Source organism: Streptomyces sp. NPDC087422 (assembly GCF_044744145.1).
Taxonomy (GTDB): Bacteria; Actinomycetota; Actinomycetes; order Streptomycetales; family Streptomycetaceae; genus Actinacidiphila.
The window spans coordinates 416,871-442,076 of sequence record NZ_JBIUXT010000007.1 but is presented as its reverse complement, the minus strand read 5'-3'; the positions used below and the strand labels follow the sequence as shown (position 1 = coordinate 442,076).

The following is a 25,206-nucleotide window of genomic DNA, read 5'->3' as shown; positions in this document are numbered from 1 at the left end:
GCCCCCCCCCCCGGCCGGGGCCCCGCCCCCCCCAAACCCCGGGCCGGGTTGGGCCGGGGGGGGACCGGGGGGGGGGCCGGGCGGGGGGGCGGCGCCCGCACCCCACTCGGTTGTTCTCTCACGGGCGGTGGTGCGGGAACGGGTGTGCCCGTCAGTGCTCGCGCGCTGTCAGCGAACGCGCCGTCAGCGTCGGGCGAGCAGGCGCACGCCGTCGCCGGTCGGCTTGTACGGCAGACCGTAGTGCTGGAAGATCGCCTCCTCGTCCTCGACGGGCAGGACGTCGTCCGTGCCGATCGAGGGGGCCGACTTCACCAATGCCTTGTCGTACGGGACCTTCACCCATCCGGGGCCCACGATCACGTCCGTGACGGGCGTGAAGGTGAGCCGGTGCCTGGTGGGCAGGCCGATCTGGACCGTGACCATCAGCGGCTCGTCCGTGCCGGTGTCCACATACACCGCTTCGAGGGAGCCGATCTTGTGTCCCTCTGCGTCGACCACGTCGTGGTCGCGCCATTCGCGGAGATCAGCGGGCTTGATCATGACGAGTCCTCCTGGTGACGTGCTGTACCCGTTCACTTTCCTTGTGCCCCGGTCCACGCGCCACACGCACGTGGCAGTCGGGTCAATCCGTGCTCACCTCCGAGCGGTCGCCGCCCCACAACGTGTGGAAAGAGCCCTCGCGGTCGGTGCGCCGGTAGGTGTGCGCGCCGAAGAAGTCGCGCTGACCCTGCGTGAGCGCAGCGGGCAGCCGCTCGGCGCGCAGCGCGTCGTAGTACGCCAGCGCCGCGGAGAAACCGGGCGTGGGCACGCCGTGGCCCACCGCGGTCGCCACGACCGACCGCCAGTCGTCCTGCGCCGCGCCGATCTCCTCGGCGAACTGCTTGTCGGACAGCAGGCTCGGCAGGTCGGGACGGCTGTCGTACGCCTCCTTGATCCGGTCGAGGAAGGCGGCCCTGATGATGCAGCCGCCGCGCCAGATCGACGCGACCGCGCCCAAGTCGATGTCCCAGTCGTAGGTCTGGCTGCCCGCCTGGATCTGGTGGAATCCCTGGGTGTACGACACGATCTTGGACGCGTACAGCGCCTGCTCCACGCGGTCGGCGAAGGCGGCGGCCTCGGCCTCGCCGAGTACCACACCCGAGGGGCCCGGCAGGTCGCGGGAGGCGGCCCGCAGCTCGCCGTGGCCCGACAGGGAGCGGGCGAAGACCGCCTCGGCGATGCCGGAGACGGGAACGCCCAGGTCGAGGGCGATCTGTACGGTCCAGCGGCCGGTGCCCTTCTGCTCCGCCTGGTCGGCGACGACGTCCACGAAGGGCTTGCCGGTGGCCGCGTCGGTGTGCGCGAGCACCTGCGCGGTGATCTCGATCAGGTACGAGTCCAGGCGCCCGGTGTTCCAGGTCTTGAAGGTCTCGGCGATCTGCTCGGGCGAGTAACCGGCGACCTCGCGCAGCAGGTGGTACGCCTCGGCGATGAGCTGCATGTCGGCGTACTCGATGCCGTTGTGCACCATCTTCACGAAGTGGCCGGCGCCGTCGGGGCCGATGTGCGTCGTGCAGGGCGTGCCGTCCTCGGCCTTGGCGGCGATCCGCTCCAGCAGCGGGCCGAGCGACTCGTAGGACTCGGCGGACCCGCCGGGCATGATCGACGGGCCGTTGAGCGCGCCCTCCTCGCCGCCGGAGATACCGGTGCCGACGAAGTGGATGCCCTGCTCGCGCAGTTCCTTCTCGCGGCGGCGGGTGTCGGCGAAGTGCGCGTTGCCGCCGTCGATGATCACGTCGCCCGACTCCAGCAGCGGCGCGAATTCCTGGATCACCGCGTCGGTGGCCTCACCGGCCTTGACCATGATGACCAGCCGCCGCGGCCGTTCCAGGGCCGCGACGAACTCCTGCGCGGACTGCGCGGCGATGAAGGTGCCCTCGTCGCCGAACTGCTCCACCAGGGCGTTCGTCTTGGCGGTGGTGCGGTTGTGCAAGGCCACGGTGAAGCCGTGGCGGGCGAAGTTCCGGGCGAGATTGCTGCCCATCACTGCCAGCCCGGTGACGCCGATGTCCGCCGATCCGCTCATGCGATGTCTCCACACTTGTTGGTGTGCGTCTGCGTACGTCTTCCTGCCGTGCAACGGTGGCCGGGGCCGTGCGCTTCCCGTGGCCCCACTGTCGAGCCTGCCTCTTCCGGCGGCCGGCAGCCACCCGTGCGGAGCGCTCCGGCCGGGCCGGGTCGCTCCGGCTGCCCGATGATGGCAGAAGCGGGCCGTACGGAGAGGAGCCGTCGTGGCGGACGCCGACACCGACGCGAACAGCAACGCGAGGACGGGCACGGGCTCGGGCGACGACAAGGAAGCGGGCCAGGGCGCCGACCGGGGTACGGGCCAGGAGCGGGACCGGCTGGCGAAGTACCGCGGCATGCGGCGCTTCGACCGCACCGACGAGCCCGAGGGCGGTACGGCGGCCCCCGGCGACGACCCGTCCTTCGTCGTGCAGATCCATGACGCGACCCGGATGCACTTCGACTTCCGGCTGGAGGTCGACGGGGTGCTGAAGTCCTGGGCGGTCCCGAGGGGGCCGTCCACCGACCCGCGCGACAAACGGCTCGCGGTGCCCACCGAGGACCACCCGCTGGAGTACCGGGAGTACGAGGGCGTGATCCCCGGCGGCCAGTACGGCGCGGGGCCCGTCATCGTCTGGGACCACGGCACCTACCACCCGCTGACGGACGGCGGTCCCGAGGCGTTCGCGCGGGCCCTGGAGCGCGGCCACGCCTCCTTCGAGCTGCGCGGTACGAAACTGCTCGGCGCGTACGCGCTGACCCGGATCCACCAGGCCGCCGACGGCGGTCAGGGGGACGCGGCGGACCCGGCGTGGCTGCTGGTCAAGAAGAAGGACGCGCACAGCACGCCGGGCCGCGGGACCACTCCGGATCCGCGCAGGGCCCGCTCGGTCCTGACCGGCCGCACCCTCGCGGCGGTCGAGCGCGAGGAGCCGCCGGAAGGGCCCGCCGGATCGGGGCCCGACGGAACAGGGCCCGCGTGAGGACGGCCGCCGCGCGGACTACGGCTGGGTGAGGCGTTCCATCAGGGCCAGCGCTTCGATGACCGTCTCGCGCTCCTGCGGCGTGTAGCGGTCCTGGAAGGCGCGGGCCAGCCACTCCTCGCGGGCCACGCGGTTGCCCTGGACCCGCTCGCGGCCCGCGGCGGTGAGCACGATCAACTGCCTGCGGCCGTCGCGGGGATCGGGGTGGCGCTCGATGAACCCGTGCTGTTCGAGCGCCCCGAGCGCGACGGCCATCGACTGCGGGCGGACCCCCTCCGCGGCGGCCAGCGCGCTGGCGGTGGACTCCTCGCCCTTGCCCAGCCTGCTGAGCACCGAGGTCTGGGAGGGGGTCAGGTCCTGTGTGTCGGCGATCTCCCGCAGCCTGCGCAGCAGACGGCTGACCGTCACCCGCAGGTCGTGGGCCGCTTGGACCGCGGTCCGCGAGATGTCCTCGGTGCTCTCTTCCATACCCCTACCGTAAAGAGACCGGTGGCCGGGCGCGGCACGGGAGTCCGTACCGCGGGCACGTCCCCGCTCTCAGGTCCGGACCGGGGGCGACCAGATGTACGGCGTCGTGGTCGTCACCGCGTGGAAGCCGAGGCGCCGCAGGATCGGCGCGCTGTCGTCCGAGGCGTCGACCTGGAGGTAGCGGATGCCCCGGGCGGCGGCGACATTGGCGCGGGCGGCGACCAGCGCGCGGTAGATGCCCCGGCCGCGCCACGCCTCCAGTGTCGAGCCGCCCCACAGCCCGGCGAAGTCGGTGCCGGTCCTGACCACCAGCCAGGCCGCCGAGACGACCTGGCCGTCGGCCTCCGCGACCAGGACGACGACCTCGGTAGGCGCGGCGGCGATCCGGCCGGCCAGGTCGTCGGCCAGCCACCCCCAGTCCTGGCCCCACACGGCCGACTCCATGGCGGCGATCCGCCGCAGGTCGGCGTCGGCGGTGACCTGACGCAGGACGACGCCGTCCGGCAGTACGGGGTCGGCCGTCATCTCCTCGGCCCGCCCGATCACGACGGTCTCCCGCTCCTCGGGCACGAAGCCGGCCGCGAGCAGCCGCTCGGGCAGGTCGGCGGGCCGGTCGTGCGCGCGCGTCTTCCACTCCACGGCCTCCCCGCGCACCGCGAAGAAGTCGCGCTGGCGGGCGATCAGCCGGTCGAGCTCCGCGCCCTCCACCCCGAGGTCGGGCGGTGTGCTCACGAAGCCGCGGTACTGCCCGCTGAGCCGCAGGACCGGTCCGTCCCACTCGCACCTGACCCCGGCGGGGAGGTTCGGCGGAGCGCCGCGCATCTGCTCGTCATAGGCCGCGAGCAGGCCGTCACTGTTCGTCATACGAGCCAACGCTACGAAGGCCCGCAAGTGGTTTTCGCGGACCCCGTACGGCGCCCGCGATGAGTTCGCGGTCCGCGGCCGGTCTACCGGGGCATGACCACTACCGGATACATACCGCCCCGGATCGTCGACCGCGCCGCTCGCCCGTACGCGGCCGTCCGGGCCCTTGTCACCATGGAATCGGTCGACACCATCGCCCACCGCATCCCCGAAGTCATCGGGCGGCTGTCCGCGCTCGGCGTGGAGCCCGCCGGGCCGCCCTTCCTCAAGTACAACGTCATCGACATGGCGAGGCAGCTCGAGGTCGAGGCGGGGGTGCCCGTCGCGGGGGCGGTGGTGCGCGACGGCGACCTGTTCTCCGGCGTGCTGCCCGCGGGCCGCTTCGTGACGTACACGCACCTCGGCAGCCCCGCCGGGCTCGTCGGCGCCACGGCGCTGCTGCTCGACTGGGCGTTGGCGGCGGGGCTGCGCTGGGACATGAGGCCGACGGCCGAGGGCGACCGGTGGGGCTGCCGGATGGAGAGCTACCGCACCGATCCGCGCTCGCAGCCCGACACCGCGAAGTGGGAGACGGACCTGGAGTTCCGGCTGGCCGACTGAGGCCGCGCGGGCCTATCGCGGCTCGCCCGGATAGGTGCCGAAGTACCAGTGGTTGCCCTCGATGTCGCGGGCCGCGAAGTCGCGGGAGCCGTAGTCCGTCTCGAACAGCTCGGCGGTGATCTCGGCGCCCGCGGCCTTGGCGCGCGCGTGCAGCGCGTCGGGGTCCGCGGTGACGACGTAGGCGCCGAAGGAGCCGGGGGGCCGCTTGGCCCAGGTGCCGTCCGGGTCCTCGCGGACCGAGCCGAGCATGATGCCGCCGCCCTCGGGCCAGGCCAGTTCGGCGTGCGCGACGGTGTCGCCCTCGCCGTAGACCGCGGTTTCCTCGAAGCCGAACGCGTCCACGAGGAAGCGGATCAGCCCGCGGGCGTCGCGGGCGCGCAGGGTGGGCCAGACCTGGGGCGGCGGTGCGGTCTTCGCTCGCGCGGAACCGCCGTCGCTCGCGCCCTGCGCCGGGGTGTCGCCAGTGCTCTCGGTCATGGGGATCGGACCTCCTCAGTGCTGCCGGTGTGCTGTCGCGTCCAGCCTCACTCGGACGGGTGCTGCCCGGATTGGATGTTTCGGCGCTCCTCGGCGAGCCACAGTGTCGGCGGGCAGCCCGCCAGGGCCCGGAATTCGCGGTCCATGTGCGCCTGGTCGAAGTAGCCGCGGTCGACGGCGATCCTGGCCAGCCGCCCCTCGGCGGCGCCGTAGGAGGCCAGGCCGCGGCGGGTGCGGTCGAAGCGGATCACCCGTGCGGCGGCCTTCGGGCTCAGTCCCACCTCGGCCGCGAAGCGGTCTCGCAGCCGCCGGTCGCTCCAGCCGACCTCGGCCGCCAGCCGCGCCACGCCGATCGTGCCGCCGGTGGCCGCGAGCAGCCGCCACGCGTGCCGTACCTCCGGATGGAGCCGTACGCCCGCGCGCGGGTCGGCGCGTGCCCGGTCCAGCAGCCAGGCGTCGACGACGGCGAAGCGGCCCGCCCAGTCCGGGGCGGCCCGCAGCCGGTCCAGGACGTCGGCGACCGACGGTCCGAGCACGTCCTGCGCGGCGAGATCCGCTCCGGCCAGCGCGCCCGCGGGCAGCCCGAGCAGGACGCGGGCGCCCAGCGGGTCGAGGGCGATCTGCACGCCGGACTGGCGGCCGGGCACGCTGATCAGCGCGGGGGTGGTGTGCAGGCCGCCGACGAGCGCCGAGAAGTCGCCGGGCGGTTCCGCCGGGTCGGGGTGGGCGGCGACGGTGAGCGGTTCGTCGAGCGTGAGGATCAGCGTCAGGTACGGGGACGGCAGCCCCCGGTGCCTGGTCGGTGGCACGCCGCGCTGCCGGTAGCCGGAGTACCAGCCGACCAGGCCGCGCAGGGCGGGCGCGGGCCTGCCGCGTACCGCCTCGTCCACGACGCCCGTGCCGGTGACCGGCTCCGTACCCGTACCCGTGCTCACGCTCTCCGTCCTCCCGGCGGACGCGGCGGCCCGCCGTATGCGACGGCCCGATGTGTACGGCGACCGTAACGTCCGGCGACCGCCGCCGTCAGCCGCCCGCGACCATGCCCCTGGTGTGCTCCAGGATCTCCTCGCGCGTCAGATACGTGTCGGTGTACTCGAAGTCGCGCAGGGTGCCGGCGCTGCGGGACTGGAAGTTGGTGCGGACGAAGTCGTCGCCCGCCACCGCGTTGAGCAGCCAGTTGGTCATGACGCGGGTCTTGGCGACGTTGGTGCGCAGCGCCGACCAGTGGTAGCCGCGGGCGACCGCCTGGGCGGGCAGGCCGCGCAGTTCGATGCCGAGCGGCTTGGAGACCGCGTCCTTGCCGCCGAGGTCGACCACCAGGCCGAGGTCCTTGTGCGCGTACGGCGTGAGCGGCCGGTGGCGCAGGGTGGCCAGGATGTTGTCGGCCATCGTGCGGCCCTGCCGCATGGCGTGCTGCGCGGTGGGCGGGCAGATCGCGCCGTCCTCGCCCTTCGTGACGTCGGGCAGCGCGCCCGCGTCGCCCAGCGCGAAGACGCCGTCGAGCCCCGGCACGGTCATCTCGGGGGTGACCGCGAGCCTGCCGCGTACCGTCTCGGCGTCGAGCGTGGCGACCAGCGGGCTCGCGGCGACGCCCGCGGTCCAGATCAGGGTGCGGCAGGGCAGCACCCTGCCGTCGGTGAAGGTGACCTCCTCGGGGCCCGCCTTCGCGATCGACACCCCGAGCGAGACCTCGATGCCGCGCTTGCCGAGGATCTCCAGCGCGCTCCTGCCCAGCTTGTCGCCCAGTTCCGGCATCAGCTTCGGGGCGATGTCGATCAGGTGCCACTTGATCAGCTTCGGGTCGAGGCGCGGGTAGCGCTTGGCCGCGTTGCTGGTCAGCCGCTGGAGGCAGGCGGCGGTCTCGGTGCCCGCGTAGCCGCCGCCGACCACCACGAACTGGAGCCGGGAGGCCCGCTCGGCCTCGTCCTGGCTGGCGTCGGCGAGGTCGAGCTGCGCTATGACGTGGTCGCGGATGTACGCGGCCTCGGCGAGCGTCTTCATGCCGCGCGCGTTGTCCAGCAGTCCGGGGATGTCGAAGGTGCGGGTGACGCTGCCGGGCGCCAGCACGATGTAGTCGTACGGCTCGTTCAAAATCTCGCCCGTTATCTTGCGGATCACGCAGACCTTGGCCTTGGTGTCCACTCCCACGGCCCCGCCGGGGATGATCCGGGTGCGGTGCCTGCTGCTGCGGCGCAGCGACACCGCGATGGACTGCGGGGTCAGCACCCCGGAGGCCACTTGGGGGAGCAACGGCAGGTAGAGCTGGTACGAGAACGGTGTGACCAGTGAGACGTCCGCCTCGTCGGCGGCGAGCGACCGCTCCAGGCGGCGTACGCACGCCACTCCTGCGAAACCGGCGCCCACCACGAGAATCCTGGGTCGTGCCACGACATCCGTCCCTTCTCAGGTCTTCGCGTCCGTCTGCTCCCCTGCCCCGTGAACGCGGTCCGGCACACCTCCTGTCTTAGTACGGCGCGAGCGGGCCCGCCAGCCGGACGGCCGGTCACGGCGTACACCGCGCTGCACGGACGGCCGACTCGACGGAGCATGGTACGGACGACAAGCGGACAAAACGACGAAGCGACGGGACGGCGGATGAGTCGAAGGGGCCGTGGATGAACGATCGTGACGAGGGACCCCCGGCGGACGACCGGACGGCGGGGCGCGCCGCCGAGCAGGCCGCCGAACTGCGTCAGATCGATGCCCTGAACGAGACCGGCCCGCACGAGAGGACCCGCAGGCCCGCGCCGGGCGAGGACGGTGAGCGGGACGGCGCCGCCCGCGCGCCCACCGACGCGGGCAGGCACCGTGATGTGCGGATGCTGGAGGCGGGCCGCGCCCTGGCCGAGGCGACCTCCGTGGACGAGGTCTTCATGGCTCTGGCGTCGCTCACCTCGCCGGAGTTCCCGATGGACGGCACGGCCCTGTTCGGCGTCACCGAGCGGTCGCTGAACCTGATCGGGCGGTACGGGTACCGGACCAGCGGCAGCCGGACCGTCCGTATGACGATCACCACCGACTATCCGGCGGCGGAGGTGCTGCGCACCGGCCGCCCGGTGTATCTGCCCACGGTCGAGGAGTACCGCGACCGCTTTCCGACGACGTGGCGGCTCGCGGCCCGCAAGGGCAGCAGGTCGTGGGCGTTCCTGCCGCTGGTGAGCACGGGCCGGATCACCGGGGTGTGGCTGGTGGCGTTCCTGGACGACGTCGACTTCGACAGCGACACGCGCAGCACGCTGGTCACGCTCGCCCGGCTGATCTCCCGCGCCCTGGAGCGGACGCACACCGGCGAGGCGGAGCTGGCCCTGTCGCGCGGGCTGCGCAGCAGCATGGGGCGGGGCGCGTCGGTGTACCGCGGGATGACCGTGACCTCGCGGTACGTGCCGACCGGCGGCGGGCTGGTGGTGGGCGGTGACTGGTACGACATCATCGACCTGCCCTCGGGCCGTCTGGCGCTGGTCATCGGCGACGTGCAGGGCCACGACCTGCACGCGGCGAGCCTGATGGCCCAGCTGCGGACCGCCGTGCACGCGTACGCCGCCGAGGGGCACGGTCCGGACGCGGTGCTGTCGCGGACGTCGCGCTTCCTGACCTCGCTGGACGGGGACAGATTCGCGACCTGCATCTACATCGAGGCGGACCCGGCGGCGGGCACGCTGCACGTGGCGCGGGCCGGGCATCCGCACCCCGTGCTGCGCATGCCGGACGGCACCTGCATGATCAAGCACATCAGGGGCGGGCTGCCGCTCGGCCTGATGCCGGACGAGGACGACTACCCGGTCAACGTACTGGAGCTCCAGGCCGGGGAGATCATGATGCTCTGCACGGACGGGCTCATCGAGACCGGCGGGCACGACATGTACACCGGCTGGAACCGGGTGCGGGACGCGCTGTCGCCCGGCCCGACCTCCGACCTGGAGGGGATGGCCGACCGGCTGATCCAGAGCGTGGTCGGCCCGGTGACCGAGAACGGCGAGGAGCGGCTGAGCCCGCGCAACGAGGACGACATCGCGCTGCTCATGCTGCGCCGCGACACCGGCGTCCAGCGCCCTGTGCGACCCGTTCGGCGCATCCTGACCACGATCGAGCAGGACGAGGCCGAGGGCCTGGCCGAGGCGCGCTCCGAGCTGCGGGCGCTGCTGCACGACTGGGCGCAGCCCGACCAGGTGGACACCGCCGTGCTCCTCGCGTCGGAGCTGCTGGGCAACGTGCTGGTGCACACCGACCAGACGGCGGCCCTGATGGCCTCGATCTCGGGCGAGCCCGGCAACCGCACGCTGCGCGTCGAGGTCTCCGACAGCGGTGACGAACTGCCCCACCAGCGCACCCCGGGCGAGATGGCGTCCTCGGGCCGCGGCCTCGTCCTGCTCGACATCCTGTCCGAGCAGTGGAGCGTACGGCCGGAGTCGGAGGGCAAGACGGTGTGGTTCGAGCTGTCGGAGGACGCCGACGGGGTCGCGGGACAGGACGTCTGAGGGTCGGCTCAGCCGTTGCGGGCTTCGGGCGCGCGGACCCCTGCCGTATGGGCTGCGGCGGTCGTACGGGTGCGGTGGCGTACGGCGGCGACCGTGGGGGACGAGGTGAAGGCGGCCGTCACCTCCAGCAGCCAGGCCGCCTCGGCCTCCACCGTGCCGGGGACCGTGGGCGGGGTGTGGCCGGGGGGCGCGAACCGCTCAGCGGCGGTGCCTTCGCACAGGCGCCCGGCGCGTTTGTTCTCCAACGCCGCCGCGATCGTGGCCGCTTCGAGCACGGCCCGCCGGTCACGGCCGCGCTCGTCGGCCCAGTCGATCGCGTCGCCGCCGGTCACCTCGCTGCCGTCGTCTCCCCCGCGTCCGTCGGTCCAGGCCGTGACGCCGGACTCGAAGTACGGGCGCAGCGCGAGATGGCCGTCGCGGATCTCGATCACCCTGCGGTAGAGGGCGAATTCGGCCTGCCGCAGGCCCGGTCGGCGGTCGGCGGCCGACGGGTCGAGGGCGATCTCGGGCAGTTCGCTGTGCAGCGCCGACCACAGCGGCTCCAGCGCCCGGTGGCTGCGGTAGGCGCGCAGCCACCGCATGGGGGCGCCGAGAGCGCCGACCCACAGCGTGGTGGTGGCCCCTCCGGTGGCGAGCGCCGCGGTGACCGCGCCGAGCACGGAGGAGACCACGTCCTCGGCGACGCCTTGGCTGCCGGTGCGCAGGTCCGCGATGACGTCGTCCAGCGCCCACAGCGTCCACACCGCGCCGACCGCGGCGGCGAGCAGCATCAGCCGCAGTCCCGTACGCAGCAGCCCGGGGGCGGTCCGAGCGGCGTGGTCGGCGAGTTCCCTGGCCAGGACGGCCAGGCACCACGAACCGTAGAGGGCGAAGAGCGCGTTGTACGACGCCAGGGCCCACCGGTGGCCGGAGGAGACGGTCAGCGTGTCGCCCGCGATGGCGGGGTCGGCCACCAGGTAGAGCGCGGTGGAGACGGCCAGTACCGCACCGGCCGCCCACATCTGGAGGCGCACCGCACGCGGGGCCGCCGCCGCAGGGGACTTGAGCGCGTACGCCACCAGGACGAGGAAGGCGAAACCGACCATCTTCACGTCGTGGATGCCCAGGTTGACCAGGTTGTCGAAGGTCGTGTCGGAGGACAACGCCTTCGTGAGGGCGGGGGTGTTGAACAGCATGCCCGAGCCCAGGCACAGCGCGAAGCCGTAGACGTAGCGCTGCGCGGAATCGGACCACGGCCGGCGGGTGATGACCAGTCGGTGGACACCGAAGACCAGGAAGAACGCGGCGGAGACGAACGACAGGAGATCAGCCATCACGGCGGCCCGACGCGCGGTCCTCCGGTATGCCGAACAACCTGTCCAGACGCGTTCGTTGTGGATGCGGCGGCGGCACGGGGACGGTGTTCCCCAACGGACGGGCGGTACGGGTCAGGATCAGCGAAGCGACCAACTCGGCTTCCTGCTCCTGCGGTTCGGTGTACACACTGCGGCCGAGTACCCGCTGGACCAGGGACGACGATAAGTGCGGTAACAGGACCTGGGCGGCGGCCGACGCCGCGGGCGCGGTCTCGTGGTGGCCGCAGACCAGGTGGGCCGCCTCGTGCAGCAGGATGTGCTGCTGGTGCAGCGCGCTGGTGTCGGCGGCGTAGAGGATGCAGTCGCCGTGGTCGGTGGTCACCAGCAGGCCGCACGGTGTGTGGGGCCGGGAGGAGACGGGCACGAGTTCGATCGGACGGCCGCGGGCGACCGCGAGCATCCCGATGAAGACCGTCGCGTCGAACGGATTGGGCAGGTCGAGCCCGTCGACCGTCCGCTGACATCTGTGCCACAGAGCTCGGCTCCGGTCACGTCGCACACGTCTCACACGCTGTCCCCTTGTCCGCCGGGTGGAACCGCGAGATCTCACCGAAGAGTTCGCGCACTTCAAGCGCTGCGTGCACTTCAGGCGCTGTCAGGGTTCGCGGCTGGGAGAGCCACGCTCCCTGCGGGCGAGCACATCGATCATGTCGCTGATCGTGGCCGCGCCCTCAGGGGAGAGGTTGACCGCGCGCAGGGCCATGCTGCGGACGCCCGCGTCGCGCAGCGCGCCGAGCAGCTCAAGCTCCTTGGCGATGGCGGCGCCCTGCTCGTCGTCGAAGAAGTATCCGACCGGCACGTCGAAGAACTGTGCCAGGGCTTCGAGATGACGTTTGGTGGGATTGTCGCGACGGCCCGTGCGCAACTGCCACAGGTAGGTCGCGGAGAAGCTCTCGCCGGTGGCCTCGCGGCAGGCGCGGGCGACCTCTTCATGGCTGTACGGCTCACGGTTGGGCCGTCGCACGACCCGGAACAGCGCGTCGATCTTGTCGGCCAGCGTCGACGCGGAGGGGGCCCGCGACTCGTTCTCGCCCATCGCCCGCCTCCCCTTCGTCGGTGCAGCCAGTATGGGTTCGTCCCGTGTCCGGCTTCATCCTAGCTGGTACACACAGCCGCCGGAATGGTCCGCTTGCGTGCGCCCATACGGCGGCGGCGGTGTCCGTCGTGCCGGACACCGCCGCCGATTGGCCTACGAGGCAAGGGAGTTGTCGCCCGACCGGTGCGGTCGGGCGGGTCGGTCAGGCCGGGTTCAGCAGGCCGGGGCCCTGCGGCTCCTGCGCGATGCGCAGGGAACTGCCCCAGACGCAGTCCCATCCGCACACCACGCTGAGCGTGCTGCCGGCCACGCTGATCGGCTGGAGATTCGCCTTGCCCTGGTCCTTCTCGCTCCCCAGCGCCTGGAGCCTGAGCACCTCGTTCATGGGTGTTTCCTCGTCTCTCGTCCATGGGACTTCCGGTGGTCCGCCGCCGGACGGCGACGGGGGTCTTGGGTCAAACGGAGGCCGGTGACGGCTGCGCCGCGTCGTGGGACCGCCGTGCGGCGCGCAGCGCGGACGGCAGACTCAGGGCCACGCAGCCGAGGGCTGTCAGCCCCATGACCCACAGCGCGCCGCGTACCCCGACCAGGTCACCGAGCAGACCGCATCCCACCGCCCCGATCAGGCCCGCCCCCGCCAGGCACACCTGGAGCGCGGCCATCGCGCGGCCGAGGGTGTCCTCCGACATGTCGGCGACGAGCACGGAACTGACGGCCACATTGGCGACGGCGCCGAAGAAGACCGGCAGCCCGATGCCCATCGCGGCGCAGAAGGCGGCGAGGGGCAGCGGTCCCGCCGCCAGCGGCAGCAGCAGGCTGCACACCACCGCGCCGGTGAACGACATCAGCATCACCCGCCGGGGGTCGCGGCCCGGGGCGAGCAGCCGTGCGGCGACGGCGGAACCGCCCAGGCCCATCAGCCCCGAGAGCGCGAACAGGGAACCGTAGGCGGCGGTCGGCAGATGGATCACCCGCAGCAGGAACGGGCCGGTGAGGGCGGTCACGCCCGCCATCGTCGCGGCGGGCACCACGATGAACAGGCCCAGCGCGCGGTGGAAGGCGTCACCGGTGAAGACCCGCATGCCCGCCATGGCGCCGCGCATCATGGTGAGGACCGACGGTGCGGGCCCGCGCGGCACGATGTCGGGTGAGCGCATCGTCATCAGCGCGGTCGCGCTGAGCAGATAGCTCGCCACGTCGACCGACAGCGCGGCGGCGGCGCCCAGCACCGCGATGGCGGGACCGGCCAGCAGGCGTCCGACGAGCGCGGCGCCGTACTGTCCTGCCTGGAGTCTGGCGCGCGCACCGCCGATGCCTTCGGGGCCGACGAGTTGGCGCAGGTGCAGGAAGTAGACGGCCGCGGACAGGGTGGACGAGGCTCCCATGATCACGCAGAGCAGGCCGAGCCACAGCAGCGAGATGGCGCCGACGGCCAGGCCCAGCGCGACCACGCCGATGGCCGCGGCGCAGATCAGGTCCAGCAGGACGAGCGTGCGGCGAGGGTGGGCGATGCGGTCGGCGAGCGCGCCCGCGGGGAAGCCGAGCAGCAGGATCGGCGCGGTCGTGGCGGCGCTGATCAGGCCGATGGCGCCCGGCGAGGCGTGGAGGTGCACGACGGCCACGACGGGCAGCGCGATGGCGGTGAAGGTCGAGCCGAAGGCGGAGGCCGTCTGCCCGCACCAGTAGAGACTGACGTCACGTCCGACGGCGTTGCCCGGGTCCCCCGGGCCGGCGCTCTCGGGCGCCTGCGCCGGCTCGGCGATTTCCTGGTGGCTCATCAGTTCACCTCAACGGGCCGCGACGGAACGGGAGTACGCGCCGGCGAGTGCGTCCACGGTGAACAGCGGGTCGGGCGCGGGGGCGAGGAGTTGCGACAGGAACAGCAGCACCCCTGCCGAACCGCTCCACAGATCGGCGCTGAACCGCATGAGCTGGTCGCCGAGGAAACGGATACCGGTCTCGTGCGGCACCGCGAATTTGAACAGCCCGCACGCCGCACGGATCGCGTCGTCCCGGCCCCGGCCGTCACCGGTCAGCCGCCCGTACTCCGCGAGACCGAGGCCGAGGCCGGACAGTCCCTGCCACAGCCCTGACATCACGGTGTAGGTGGTGCGCGTCGAGGTCAGCAGCCGGGGCAGCGCGTCGGCGAGCCGCTCGTCGTCCACCGACCGCGTGTAGCGGGTGACGGTGTGCGCCATCGAGGCGGAACCGCAGTAGAGGTAGGGCAGGCTGCGGTTGTCGGTGGCCGAGATGGGAAAGGCGAGACCCGGCGAGTCCGGCTCGGTGGCACGGTCCAGCTCGGCGTGCAACAGCCGGACGCCGCGCGCGAGTTCGTCGTCCGCGCCGGTCACGGCGGCGAGCTGCTGGAGCAGCAGCGCGATCCCGGTGCGGCCGTGGACGAGGCCGGTGGCGTCGTTGGCGCCGAGGTACGGGGTGAGGTCGGCGTCGGCCGGCAGCGCCGCCGTCAGCTCCAGGGCCCGGTCGATGTGGTGCTCGTCGCGGGTGTGGCCGTACATCGCCAGGTGGGTGAGCGCGACCCCCGAGGTGCCGCCGTAGAGGGTCGCCGACGCTCCGGAGGCGATGATGGGGTGGCGGTCGGCGGCGGTGAGCAGATCCCTCGCCTCGTCCAGCATCCCCTGGTCGGCGAGCACCCATGCGATGCCCGCGGTGCCCGCGAACAGCCCCGGGGGCAGTTTCCCGACGCCGCCGAGCGCGTCGTGCCGCAGCCGCTCCAGCACGCCGTCCGGCAGCGCGCGGCCCGCCCGGGTCAGGGCGTGCACGACGCCCGCGGTGCCGAAGGCCAGGCACTGGGTGTTGCTCTGGTAGCCCTCGGCGATGGTGGGGAACACCCGGTCGGGGTGGGCCGGGTCGGCCATGGCCACCATGGCGTCGGCGGTACGGTCGCGCAGGTCGGCCAGGTGCCGCAGCGGGTCCGCGGCGACTTCCTCGGGCGTCGGGATGGGGGTGACGCCCTGCGCCGCGGGCCGCGGCCGGTGATACGCGACGGCCCGCTCCCACAGCGGCTCCGGCAGCGGCGCCCGCTCCAGCAGTTCGCGGCGCAGGTGCGCGAGGGTGTCGGGATTGCGCTGCGCCACCTGGTGGAAGGGCCCGATGAGCAGCAGGGCGAGGCCGGCCAGGCCGTACTTGTCGTGGATCAGCGGATCGTCGCCGACGAGTTCGGCGGGCGGGGTGTAGCCGGGCGTGCCCATCACCGGAGTGTCCTCGCTGTCCAGGCGCTGGGCGGCCTCGAAGTCGACCAGTCGGATGCCGTCGTCCTCGGTGACCATCACATTGCCGGGGCTGACGTCGACGAAGAGGTAGCCGGCCGTGTGCAGCCGGTGCAGCGTGCTCTCGATCGCCGCGAACAGCTTCTCGCACCGGCCGTAGTAGTCCCCGGCCGCTTCGGGTCCGCGGTCGACGCCGAGCATGACCTGGTTGGCGACCATCCAGCGCTGGAGCGTCGTGCCCTCGATGAACTCGGTGACGAGGAAGTCGTGCTCCCACTCGCGGAAGTAGGCGAGCGGCTCCGGGGCGAGGCCGGGCGCCGCGTCGTGCAGCGCGGTCAACGTCTGCCATTCGGAGCGGAGTTGGTCGGGTGCGGTGGTGTCGCCCATCGCCACGCCGGTGTGCGCGCGCGCCTCCTTGATGAAGACCTTGCGGCCGGTGGCCGTCTCCCGTCCCAGGTAGGCGCCGCCGGAGTTGGTGAACTGGAGCGCGTCTTCGAAGGCGAATCCGTGGAAGACGATCGGCCCGCCTCCGCCGGCGGCGGGCTCGTCCACGGAATCGGCGGCGGCATTGGCGCCCGCCTCCGCCCCGGCCTTCGCGACGGCTTTTTCGGCGGATACGGCAGCGGGCTCGGCCGAGGACTTCGGCGCCGGGCGCGTCTCGACGAAGGGGTCGGTCATGCCCGCCGGGAGGTAGAAGGAGAAGCCCCTGCGGTCCTCCTCCAACTCGCCGTCGGTGCCGCGGACGAGCAGGGTGTGGGTGCCGTCGGCGTTGACGCGCTCGCGCGGGGCGAAGGCCCCGTAGCGGTAGTGGACCGTGCGCGAGTCCCGGTACCGCCTGTCGGTGAGGATGAACGGGCCTTCCTCGTCGGCCAGTTCGGTGCGCAGCCGTTCCATGAGGTCACGGGCCGCGGCGACGCTGGTGGGATACGCGGCGATGAACTTCCCGCTCTGCTGCCTGGCGGCCTGCTTGTGGTGGGTCCACCAGTAGAAGAGCCTGCCGGCGAGGTGCTTGAAGGCGACGTCCTGCTCGAAGCAGACGGCCGCGACGGTGTCGAGGACGTACGGCAGGCGGTCGGGCCGCGCGGACACGTGCACCTTCCAGCCGTCCTCGACACCGCGGAGCTGCTTGCCCCGGTGCCACATGGTCCAGATCCCCGACGGGGTCTCGGTCCACCCGTCCGGTACCGGCCCGGGCCGGTAGATCTCACCGCGGTCACGGGTGGTCTCCAGCGGCGCGTAGAACTCTCTGTCCGCCACGACGAACGGGAAGGGGATCATGGGCCTCTCCGATGTGGGACGCGAGGGGGCGGCGGCTCAGCAGCAGACGACGACGCTGGTCGCGCTCATCGACGCGACGGGGCTGCTGATCACCGACGTCGTGGGGTCCATCTCCTGGAGGCTCAGGGGGGATTCGGCGTGCGCCTCCACCTCGAATTCGCCCTCGCCGGCGTCCGCGCCTTCGGGCGCGTTCTCCTCGGCGGCGGATTCGGCGGAATCACTCATGGTCGTCTCCTGTCGGTTCTCAGGTGTCGGAAGGGCCGCCCCGGAGGACAACGCGAGCGGGAAAGACGTGTGGGTGGCGCGTCCACGAGGACGCGCCACCCACCCAGCTCGGTCAGGCGCAGGCGGCCAGGCTGACCGTGCTGCCCGGGGCCTGGAGGCCGCCCAGCACACCCTCGCCCTGGTCGGGCTTGCTCACGCCCATCTCCTGGAGGTCCAGGGGGGATTCGGCGTGCGCCTCGACCTCGTTCTCGGGGGTCTCCGCGATGTCCTCGTTGGTGGGCTCGACGGAATCAGCCATGATCGTCTCCTCTTCTGGGCGGGGTACGAGCAGGTGGTGGGAACACCTCAGAAGCTAGGACCGGCCGTTTCGGAACCGGTGAAGCCGCGGTATAAGCGCGGTATCGTCCCAGGTGATGCGGGGTTGGTCCGAACTCTCACCAGCAGTCCCCGCATTGCCGGTTCGCCACAGGCACATCATCTGATATAAGTCGTCTGCCTGATGTCATTCATCTCAGCTCACGATCCCATCTCCGGATCAACGGGCGGGAAAGGTGAAACCGGATATGGCCGAACCAGCGCACGTCAGTCTGCGGCTCTCCGTCCTCGGCCCGCTGTCCGTCGGCACGGCCGAAGGCCCCTTCCCGCTCGGCCCGCTCAAACAGCGGCTGCTCCTGGCCATGCTGCTGTGCCGCCCCAACACCCCGGTCTCGCTGGCCTTGTTGACGGACACCTTGTGGGACGGCAATCCGCCGCGCACCGCGCGCAAGAACATCCAGGTGTACGTCTCCGCGCTGCGCAAGCTCCTCGATCGCGCGGGAGCGGGCGACCGGCTCGAGCACCACCCGGGCGGCTACCTGCTGCGGGTGCGCGACGACGAGTTGGACTCGCTGCGCTTCCAGGGCCTGGCCAGATCAGCCCGCGAGGCCGCCGGGCAGGGCGCGTTCGGCCCGGCGTCCCGGATGCTGCGCGAGGCGATGGGACTGCGGCAGGGGCCGCCGCTGCACGACCTGAGATTCTCCCCCACCGTCAGATCCGAGGCGGAGCGGCTCGACAGCCGCTACCTCCAGGTCTACGAGGACTGGGCCGAGGCCGAGTTGCGGCTGGGCCGGGCCACCGAAGTCGCCGACACTGTCGCCGATCTGGTGGAGCGTCACCCCGAGCGCGAACGGCTCAGGGCCGTCCAGATGAACGCGCTGTTCGACCAGGGGCGGCAGACGGAGGCCCTGGCGGCGTACGAGGGGCTGCGCCGGCTGCTCGCCGTCGAATACGGGCTCCAGCCGAGCCCCGCACTGGAGACGCTGTACCGCTCGATGCTCGACGGCGGCCCGCAGGAGCCCGGCGGCCCCTTCGCTCCGTCCGGCGCGCGGGCCGCGGCGCGGCGCTCCTGCGGAGTCCTCGGCGCCCTGCTCCCCCAGGACCTGGCCGACTTCACCGGCCGCGAACGCCAACTGCGCTTTCTGCTCAAGCTGTTGGGCAGTGACCGGCATCTGGCGGTCGTCACCGGGCCGGTCGGCACCGGTAAGACCGCGCTGGCGGTGCACACCGCGCACCGGCTCGCCGCGGAGTTCCCCGACGGCCGCGTACTGATCCGGATGCGCGACGCGGCCGGGCGTCCGCGTTCGGCCGCCTCGGTGGTCGCCGAGCTGGCCCGGATGGCGGACCTCCCCGGGCAGCGGGCGGCGGCCGTCGACGACGGGTCGGAGGACGCCGAGGAGGCCGCCGCCGCGTGGCGCGACTGGCTCGGGCCGCGCCGGATCCTGCTGGTGCTGGACGACGCGGCCGACGAGGCGTCCGTACGGCCGCTGGTGCCGGACTCCGGCGGCAGCGCCGTACTGGTGACCTCCCGCACGCAGTTGGCCGGACTGGTCTCCGCCGACCGGCTGGAACTGGCGCCCTTCGACCTCGGCGAGAGCCTCGAACTGCTCGGCCGGATCGTGGGCCACGAGCGGCTGCGGGCCTGTCCGGAGGCGGCCCGGCGCATCGTCACCGCGACCGGCATGCTGCCGCTCGCGGTCCGGGTCAGCGGTCTGAAGCTCGCGGTACGACGCCATCTGCCGCTCGGCGAGTACGCGGCACGGCTTGCCGACGGCAGGACCGTACTGGACGAACTGGTCGCGGGCGACACGGATGTACGGCCGCGGCTGGCGAGCGGGTGGCGGGACCTGTCGGCGGCGGACCGGACCACGCTGTGCCTGCTGGGACACCTGCCGGAGGGACCCTTCACGCTGCGGCAGGCCGCGGCGGCGCTCACCTGCGGCCAGGACGACGCGCTGCGCCGGCTGGAGTCCCTGCTCGACGCGGGCGCGCTGCTCGCCCCGGACAGCGAGGTCACCGCGCACGCCGCGCGGTACGAACTCCCGCGCCTGACAAGAGTCTACGCGCGTGAACAATCCCTCCTGGGGATGCGGCCACTCCCCCGGGCCACCGCCTGAGGGGCCTTCGGCGCAGGGCACACGCGACGGAACACGCCACCAGGCGCGCCGGTGAGCTGCGGATTTACCGTTTCCCAACCGTCCATGACCCCGACCTCGAACCGGCCCCGCCGAGACTTCGGTGGACGAGGAAGGGAGCACGCGATGGAACTCGCCGAACTCATGACGCTGCGCCCCGAACCCGGCGCGGGACTGCTCCTGACCGTCACCGGCCGCTGCCCCCTGCACTGCGCGCACTGCTCGACCGCCGCCACGATGGCCGCGGACGAGCCGGACGCGGACCGGCTGCGCGCCTTCGTCTCCACCTTCACCCCGGCCGAGCACCCTGCGGTGCTGATGATGACCGGCGGCGAGCCCTTGCTGCGGCCCGAGTTGGTCACCGACCTCGCCGCCACGGCGCGCGCGGCGGGCACCAGGACGGCGCTGCTGACCGGCGCCTTCTTCGTCGGCCGGGCGGACCACGGCGCGGGACACCTCACCTCCGGCGCCGGCCCGCTGCCCGCTCCCGTGCCCGATTCCGTGCCTGTTCCCGAGCGGATCTGGCGGGCCGTCACCTCCGTCGACCACTTCTCGGTGAGCCTTGACGCCTTCCATGAGCGCGAGGTCGACCGCAGGTCCGTATTCGGCCTGATCCGGCGGGTGTTGGACGCCGGAGTGGCCACCAGTTTCCACCTGGTCGGCGCCGGCCCCGACGACCCCTACCTCGCGGACGTCACCGCCGACATCCGCCGTACCTTCGGCGACCGCGTCCCGATGCTCGTCAACTCTTTGCGCCGGGTGGGACGCGCCGCGTCCTGGGCCGCCGCGAACACGGCGCTGCCCGGTGCCGCGCTGCCCGGTACCGCGGCGCCCGACCCCGAGCGGGCGCTGCCGTGCTCGATGGCCGCGTGGCCGGTGGTGGCCGCCGACGGCACGGTGGTCGCCTGCTGCAATCAGCGGGTCGTCGACCGCAGGCCCGCCCCGCGTCACCTGACGCTCGGTCACATCGCCACCGACGACTGGCAGTCGGTCGCCGTACGGGCGCGTACCTCTCCGGTCCTGCGGATGATCAGGACGGTCGGCCCGGCCCACCTCCTGCACCGGTACGGCGGCGCGGAGCAGGCGGCCGCGCGCCCCGACTACTGCGCGGGCTGCCGGGCACTCGGTGACCACCCGGAGGCGCTGGCCGCGGCGAGTGCGGCGGCCAGCGGGCCCGTGGGGGCGCTGCTCGACCGGTACGCGGCCCGCGGCCAGGTCGAGGCGGGCGCGGCCACGCTGGTGCGGCGGCACGGCTGCGCGCCCTACGCGGACCTGGTCGACCTGCCCGGAGCGCGGCGATGACCACGGTCGGTACGGCGGGCGCGGGCGCCGCGCTGCGGGTCCGGCTGCTGCTGACGGCCCCCGCCGTGCGGGCGACGACCGCGGCCGTGTGGCGACCGCCCGGACTCGCCGCGCGCTACGCCACGTATCTGACGGTGATGCACGGAGTCGTCCGCGCCTCGGTGCCGCTGATGGAACGGGCGGTGGCGCGGCTGGCGGAATTCGGCCCGCGCGACCCGTTGTGCGAGCCGCTCACGGACTATCTGCGGGAGCACATCGAGGAGGAGCGCGGCCACGACGACTGGCTGCTCGGTGACATCACCGCGCTGGGCGGGGAACCAGCGGCGGTCCTCGCCGAGCAGCCCATACCCGGCATCGCGCGCCTGGCGGGCGCGCAGTACTACTGGATCGAGCACCACCATCCGGTAGCGCTGCTCGGCTACATCGCGGTGCTGGAGAGCAACGCGCCCGCGCCCTGGCTGGCGGACCGGATCGCCGCCGCGGGTGTGCCGGAGGCGGCGCTGCGCACGGTACGCGGCCACGCCGAACTGGACACCGGGCACACCGCCGCGCTCTTCGCGCTGCTCGACGCGCTGCCGTTGGACCAGGCCCAGGTACGCGCGGTCGTGATGAGCGCGCTGCACACCGTGGACGGACTTGTGGAGCTTTTCGCGCGCATCGGCCGGACAGCGGAGCCGGAACACCTCAGGGAAGGGACGTACACCTCATGAGTGACACGGCGGCGCGGGGCGGGGAGAGCGCGGAGCGGGCAGGCGACGGAGCCGACGACGCGCTGGTGGTGCTGGAGTCGCACGGCTTCGGCGTCGGCGAACTCACCGACGAACAGCGCGAGGTGCTGCGCGGGCTGAGCAGTCAGGAGCTGTCGATGATGCTCGACATCAAGGCCCGGCTGGACGAGGTGGGTCCCGAGGTGCAGGCCCACAGCGAGATCGCCGGCGGGGCGCTCTTCTGACATCTCCCCGCGACCGGGGTCCGCACGATCGGGAAGAGACCGGGGTCCACACCATCGGGAAGACACGGGGAAGGGACGGGGAGACGAGATGACCACGCGCTGCGCCTCGTGCGACGGCGACCTGCCGCAGGACGCGCGCTTCTGCCCGTCCTGCGGCACACCGGCCGACTCCCCCGCACCCGTGACGGCGGTCGAGGAGCGCAAGGTCGTCTCCGTCGTCTTCTGCGACCTCGTCGGGTCGACGGCGCTGTCCGGTGTGCTCGACCCGGAGACGCTGCGCACGGTGGTGCTGCGCTATTTCGACCTGATGCGCGAGTGCCTGGAGCAGTTCGGCGGCACGGTCGAGAAGTTCATCGGCGACGCGGTGATGGCCGTCTTCGGCGTGCCGGTGACGCACGAGGACGACGCGGCGCGGGCGCTGGCCGCGGGCCTGGCGATGCTCGACGCCATACAGCGGCTCAACGAAACGGAGTTGGAGCCGACGCTCGGCATTCGGATCGGTGTCCGGATCGGCATCAACACCGGCCCGGTGGTGACGGCCTCGGATGTGTCGTCCCGTCAGGCGCTGGTGTCGGGCGAGACGGTGAACGTCGCGGCCCGGCTGGAGCAGAACGCCGGTGAGGGCGAGGTCCTGATCGGTCCCGAGAGCCGCAGGGCCGCGGGGGCGACAGCGGTCACCGAGCGCGTCGGCCCTTTGCGGTTGAAGGGCAAGGAGGACGCGGTCACCGCCTATCGGCTGCTGGACGTGGTCGAGGAGGAGCCGGAGCTGACCCGCCGCTTCGATGTGCCCTTCGTCGGCCGGGACCGTGAACTGGACGCTCTGTGGGCGACGTTCCGCGCCGTCGCGGACCGCGCCGGGCGCGGCCCGAATCTGGTGACGGTCCTCGGTGAGGCCGGGATGGGCAAGACCCGGCTGATCCACGAGTGGCGCAAACGGTCGGGCCGCGCCTTCCGCTACGGCTCGGGCCGCTGCCGCACGTACGGTGAACGCGGCAGCCTGGCGCCGCTGGCCGACGCCGTGAGCCAACTCCTGGACGCCTTCCCGGAGATCGCCCAGTCCCCGGCGCGCGCGGGAGAGCCCTCCCCCGAGCGCCAGGAGATCGACGCGGCGCTGGCCGTACTGTCGGCCGGGCTGCTGGAGGACGGCACACCGAATCCGTCGACCGACGACACCTGCGCGGCGCTGACCGGTCTGCTGGCCGCGCTCGCGCGCAGGCGGCCGGTCGTGCTGGTGCTGGACGACCTCCAGTGGGCGAGCGACCCGCTGCTGACGATGGTCAGCGCGCTCAGCGCCGAACTCACCGCGTCCGCTGTGCTGTTCGTCTGCGCGGCCCGCCCCGATCTGCTCGACCGCGGCGCCGGCTGGGGCGAGGACGGCCCGCGCTCGCTCTCCTTGACGCTGCCCGGTCTGACGGCGACGGAGGCCGAGGCGGTGGCCGAAGCGCTGACCGAGGTCGGGGCGCACTGGGACAGCGGGGCGCCGTCCCATGAGGGGGGTACGGGCGTGCCGCCGCAGGTGCTGGAGTCCGCGGGCGGCAATCCGTTCTATCTGGAACAGCTCATCGCCGCTCTCGCGCAGCCCGAGTCCGGCTACCGCCCCGACGGCGGAGGCGATGTGCCGACCACCTTGCAGGCGCTGCTCGGCGCCCGGATCGGGGCGCTCGGCCGGGCGGAGCGCGCGGCGCTGGACATCGCGGCCGTGGTGGGACGGGAGTTCAGCGCCGACGAGGTGGCCGAGCTGGTGGGCGGGGACCGGGAAGGCGCGCCCGGCGGCGCGCTGCACGACGCGGACCCGCCCTCGGCGGAGACCGGGTCCGGCGGCCCGGCGCTGGACGGCGCGGTCGGCGCGGCGCTCGGCATGCTCAGCAGTCACCGCCTGCTGCGGCCCGCGGACCGGCAGGGGCCTTCCCCCTACCGGCTGCGCTTCAGCAGCGGTCTCGTGCACGAGGTCACGTATCAGTCGATGGCCAAGCGGACGAGGGCGGAGCGGCACGAGCGGGCCGCGGCGGCGCTGTCCGCGCGGCTGGCGGGCGGCGGCACGGCGGCGGGGAGCGCGGGGGAAGGCGCCGCCCCGTACGGCGGTGTCCTGTTCGGCGGTGGCGCTCCCGGTACGCGCGGCGCCGAGGATGCCGCCGCCGTGGCGGGTCACCTGGAGCGCGCCTACCGCTACCGCGCCGAATTGGGCACGCTCGGTCCGCAGACGGACGAACTGCGCCTGCGGGCCGCCGCGTTGCTGATCGAGGGCGGTTCCAGGGCGCTCGCGCGCTCGGATCTGGCATGGGCGGGCGGGCTGCTGGAGCGGGCGGTGGAGCTGACCGTCGAGGGCGAGCCGGAGTGGGCCGCGGCGGCCCGGCGGTTCGGTGACGTGCTGCTGGCGACCGGGCGGACGGACGAGGGCCGGGCGCTGCTGCTGCGCGTGCTCGCCGCCGCGGACGCCACGCCGGGGGACGCGGTGCGGCCGGTGGAGGCCGCGCACGCCGACCTCGCCCTGGCCGCGGTGTCGGCGGCCCCCGACGGGAGCAGCGCGGGGAGCGTCGCCCAGCGGACGCTACCGGTCTTCGAGAGCGCGGGCGACGACCTCGGGCAGGCACGGGCGTGCATCCGGCTGGCGCAGGAGCGGCAGTTGCACGGCAGGCACGGCGAGGCCGATGTCCTGCTCTCCCGCGCCCTGGACCACGCGCGCCGCTCGGGCGCCGAGCCCGAACGGGCCCTGGCGCTGGGCGCGATCGGCGTCTCGCTGTGGCGCGGGCCCGAGCCGGTCCCCTCGGCGGTCTCGCGCAGTCGCCGCCTGCTGGCGGAGCACGGCGACCGTCGGCCCACCGTGCGGCTGACCCTCAACTGCCCGCTGGCCGTGCTGTTCGCGCTCCAGGAGCGCTGGGACGACGCGCACGCCTGTCTCGCCGGGGCGGAGCGGCTGGCCGGTGAACTCGGTTACGCCGAGGGCCGGGTGGTGCTGCCGCTGTTCGCCGCGGCGGTGGCGACGCTGGCGGGCGACGGGAGCCGGGCGCTCGGTCTGCTGGACGAAGCGGACGGCGCCGCACGGGAGTTGCAGGCCGAGGCCCTGCGGGACGCGGTGGCCAGGGACGCGGCGCGGCTGCTGGTGGACGCGGGCCGTCACGACGAGGCCGCGGCCAGGCTGGCCACCGCGCCGGACCCCGGACACATGGCACTCGCCGCCTCGGACGCCGCCGACCTCGACGGGCTGCTGGCCAGGATCGCCGCGGCGCGCGGCACGGCAGAGGAGGCCGCACCGCTGGCGGAGCGGGCGGTGCGGACCGCGTCCGGCACCGACTCGCCCGTCGTCCTGGCGGTGGCCTGGCTCGACCGGGCCGACGTGCTGCGCCTGGCGGGCCGTACCGAGGAGTCCGCGAGCGCCGCCGCGCAGGCCGCCCGGCACTTCGGCGCCAAAGGTCATGTGCCGGGGGCGCGCCGCGCCGTGCGATGGCGGGAGGGTCCGCCGTGAGGCGC

23 protein-coding genes are annotated in these 25,206 nt (G+C 73.1%); 8 read left to right on the top strand and 15 right to left on the bottom strand.

The annotated features are described in order from the left end of the window. Nucleotides 1–183: 183 nt before the first annotated feature. Both ACIO6U_RS24550 and gndA read right to left on the bottom strand, forming a co-directional pair. Nucleotides 184–540, bottom strand: a complete 357-nt coding sequence (locus ACIO6U_RS24550; protein ID WP_355340750.1) for a PRC-barrel domain-containing protein — start codon at nucleotides 538–540, stop codon at nucleotides 184–186. A gap of 82 nt (nucleotides 541–622) precedes the next feature. Next, complete coding sequence (gene gndA / locus ACIO6U_RS24545; protein ID WP_401722208.1) at nucleotides 623–2,065, bottom strand: NADP-dependent phosphogluconate dehydrogenase; 1,443 nt, start codon at nucleotides 2,063–2,065, stop codon at nucleotides 623–625. Between the two features lie 319 nt (nucleotides 2,066–2,384). On the opposite strand from gndA, the gene ACIO6U_RS24540 reads away from it, so the two are divergent. Beyond that, nucleotides 2,385–3,029 (top strand): DNA polymerase ligase N-terminal domain-containing protein, encoded by a 645-nt coding sequence (locus ACIO6U_RS24540; RefSeq protein WP_401722278.1) that lies wholly within the window; start codon nucleotides 2,385–2,387, stop codon nucleotides 3,027–3,029. Nucleotides 3,030–3,047: 18 nt separating this feature from the next. Here ACIO6U_RS24540 and ACIO6U_RS24535 read toward each other — a convergent pair whose 3' ends face one another. Beyond that, on the bottom strand, nucleotides 3,048–3,497 hold the full coding sequence (locus ACIO6U_RS24535; RefSeq protein ID WP_355340757.1) for a MarR family transcriptional regulator: 450 nt from the start codon (nucleotides 3,495–3,497) through the stop codon (nucleotides 3,048–3,050). Between the two features lie 69 nt (nucleotides 3,498–3,566). Continuing rightward, nucleotides 3,567–4,361 carry a GNAT family N-acetyltransferase gene (locus ACIO6U_RS24530; protein ID WP_401722205.1) on the bottom strand — a complete coding sequence of 265 codons (795 nt, stop codon included), beginning with the start codon at nucleotides 4,359–4,361 and terminating at the stop codon, nucleotides 3,567–3,569. A gap of 93 nt (nucleotides 4,362–4,454) precedes the next feature. Between ACIO6U_RS24530 and ACIO6U_RS24525 the strand changes: the two genes are divergently transcribed. Continuing rightward, complete coding sequence (locus ACIO6U_RS24525; RefSeq protein ID WP_401722202.1) at nucleotides 4,455–4,961, top strand: GyrI-like domain-containing protein; 507 nt, start codon at nucleotides 4,455–4,457, stop codon at nucleotides 4,959–4,961. A 12-nt stretch (nucleotides 4,962–4,973) separates the two neighbouring features. On the opposite strand, the gene ACIO6U_RS24520 is transcribed toward ACIO6U_RS24525, so the two are convergent. The 3 genes from ACIO6U_RS24520 to ACIO6U_RS24510 all read right to left on the bottom strand — a co-directional run bounded on the left by ACIO6U_RS24520 (nucleotide 4,974) and on the right by ACIO6U_RS24510 (nucleotide 7,826). After that, entirely contained in the window at nucleotides 4,974–5,438 is a 465-nt protein-coding gene (locus tag ACIO6U_RS24520; protein ID WP_401722199.1) for a VOC family protein, read from the bottom strand. 47 nt (nucleotides 5,439–5,485) lie between these two features. Then, nucleotides 5,486–6,373, bottom strand: a complete 888-nt coding sequence (locus ACIO6U_RS24515) for a helix-turn-helix domain-containing protein (RefSeq protein WP_401722196.1) — start codon at nucleotides 6,371–6,373, stop codon at nucleotides 5,486–5,488. A gap of 88 nt (nucleotides 6,374–6,461) precedes the next feature. Beyond that, nucleotides 6,462–7,826: an NAD(P)/FAD-dependent oxidoreductase gene (locus ACIO6U_RS24510; protein ID WP_355340772.1), complete on the bottom strand. Its 1,365-nt coding sequence runs from the start codon at nucleotides 7,824–7,826 to the stop codon at nucleotides 6,462–6,464. Between the two features lie 227 nt (nucleotides 7,827–8,053). Between ACIO6U_RS24510 and ACIO6U_RS24505 the strand changes: the two genes are divergently transcribed. Further along, the gene (locus tag ACIO6U_RS24505) at nucleotides 8,054–9,913 is read left to right on the top strand and encodes a SpoIIE family protein phosphatase (RefSeq protein ID WP_355340775.1); all 1,860 of its coding nucleotides are present in this window, start codon (nucleotides 8,054–8,056) and stop codon (nucleotides 9,911–9,913) included. A gap of 8 nt (nucleotides 9,914–9,921) precedes the next feature. Here the strand turns inward: ACIO6U_RS24505 and ACIO6U_RS24500 are convergent, their stop codons facing one another. From ACIO6U_RS24500 to ACIO6U_RS24465, 8 genes are all read right to left on the bottom strand, one after another. Beyond that, entirely contained in the window at nucleotides 9,922–11,226 is a 1,305-nt protein-coding gene (locus ACIO6U_RS24500) for an MAB_1171c family putative transporter (protein WP_401722192.1), read from the bottom strand. Beyond that, nucleotides 11,219–11,776, bottom strand: coding sequence for a ParH-like protein (locus ACIO6U_RS24495; protein ID WP_355340781.1), 558 nt, complete (start codon nucleotides 11,774–11,776; stop codon nucleotides 11,219–11,221). The genes ACIO6U_RS24500 and ACIO6U_RS24495 overlap by 8 nt, the downstream gene beginning before the upstream one ends. Before the next feature lie 87 nt (nucleotides 11,777–11,863). After that, nucleotides 11,864–12,304, bottom strand: a complete 441-nt coding sequence (locus ACIO6U_RS24490; protein ID WP_355340784.1) for an XRE family transcriptional regulator — start codon at nucleotides 12,302–12,304, stop codon at nucleotides 11,864–11,866. A gap of 202 nt (nucleotides 12,305–12,506) precedes the next feature. Next, nucleotides 12,507–12,689, bottom strand: coding sequence for a hypothetical protein (locus ACIO6U_RS24485; protein WP_355340787.1), 183 nt, complete (start codon nucleotides 12,687–12,689; stop codon nucleotides 12,507–12,509). A gap of 70 nt (nucleotides 12,690–12,759) precedes the next feature. Next, nucleotides 12,760–14,082 carry an MFS transporter gene (locus ACIO6U_RS24480; protein WP_355340790.1) on the bottom strand — a complete coding sequence of 441 codons (1,323 nt, stop codon included), beginning with the start codon at nucleotides 14,080–14,082 and terminating at the stop codon, nucleotides 12,760–12,762. A gap of 9 nt (nucleotides 14,083–14,091) precedes the next feature. Further along, nucleotides 14,092–16,809 (bottom strand): lanthionine synthetase LanC family protein, encoded by a 2,718-nt coding sequence (locus tag ACIO6U_RS24475; RefSeq protein ID WP_401722187.1) that lies wholly within the window; start codon nucleotides 16,807–16,809, stop codon nucleotides 14,092–14,094. 36 nt (nucleotides 16,810–16,845) lie between these two features. Beyond that, nucleotides 16,846–17,034 carry a hypothetical protein gene (locus ACIO6U_RS24470; RefSeq protein WP_355340796.1) on the bottom strand — a complete coding sequence of 63 codons (189 nt, stop codon included), beginning with the start codon at nucleotides 17,032–17,034 and terminating at the stop codon, nucleotides 16,846–16,848. A gap of 112 nt (nucleotides 17,035–17,146) precedes the next feature. After that, nucleotides 17,147–17,332, bottom strand: coding sequence for a hypothetical protein (locus tag ACIO6U_RS24465; RefSeq protein ID WP_188283862.1), 186 nt, complete (start codon nucleotides 17,330–17,332; stop codon nucleotides 17,147–17,149). A 265-nt stretch (nucleotides 17,333–17,597) separates the two neighbouring features. On the opposite strand from ACIO6U_RS24465, the gene ACIO6U_RS24460 reads away from it, so the two are divergent. From ACIO6U_RS24460 to ACIO6U_RS24440, 5 genes are all read left to right on the top strand, one after another. Then, on the top strand, nucleotides 17,598–19,466 hold the full coding sequence (locus tag ACIO6U_RS24460) for a BTAD domain-containing putative transcriptional regulator (protein WP_401722184.1): 1,869 nt from the start codon (nucleotides 17,598–17,600) through the stop codon (nucleotides 19,464–19,466). A 144-nt stretch (nucleotides 19,467–19,610) separates the two neighbouring features. Then, complete coding sequence (locus ACIO6U_RS24455) at nucleotides 19,611–20,786, top strand: radical SAM protein (protein ID WP_401722177.1); 1,176 nt, start codon at nucleotides 19,611–19,613, stop codon at nucleotides 20,784–20,786. Continuing rightward, nucleotides 20,783–21,496, top strand: coding sequence for an iron-containing redox enzyme family protein (locus ACIO6U_RS24450; RefSeq protein WP_401722175.1), 714 nt, complete (start codon nucleotides 20,783–20,785; stop codon nucleotides 21,494–21,496). Before ACIO6U_RS24455 ends, ACIO6U_RS24450 begins: the two co-directional genes overlap by 4 nt. Continuing rightward, nucleotides 21,493–21,738: an aroma-sacti cluster domain-containing protein gene (locus ACIO6U_RS24445; protein WP_355340808.1), complete on the top strand. Its 246-nt coding sequence runs from the start codon at nucleotides 21,493–21,495 to the stop codon at nucleotides 21,736–21,738. The genes ACIO6U_RS24450 and ACIO6U_RS24445 overlap by 4 nt, the downstream gene beginning before the upstream one ends. An 88-nt stretch (nucleotides 21,739–21,826) precedes the next feature. Further along, complete coding sequence (locus tag ACIO6U_RS24440) at nucleotides 21,827–25,201, top strand: AAA family ATPase (protein ID WP_401722172.1); 3,375 nt, start codon at nucleotides 21,827–21,829, stop codon at nucleotides 25,199–25,201. Nucleotides 25,202–25,206: the final 5 nt, after the last annotated feature.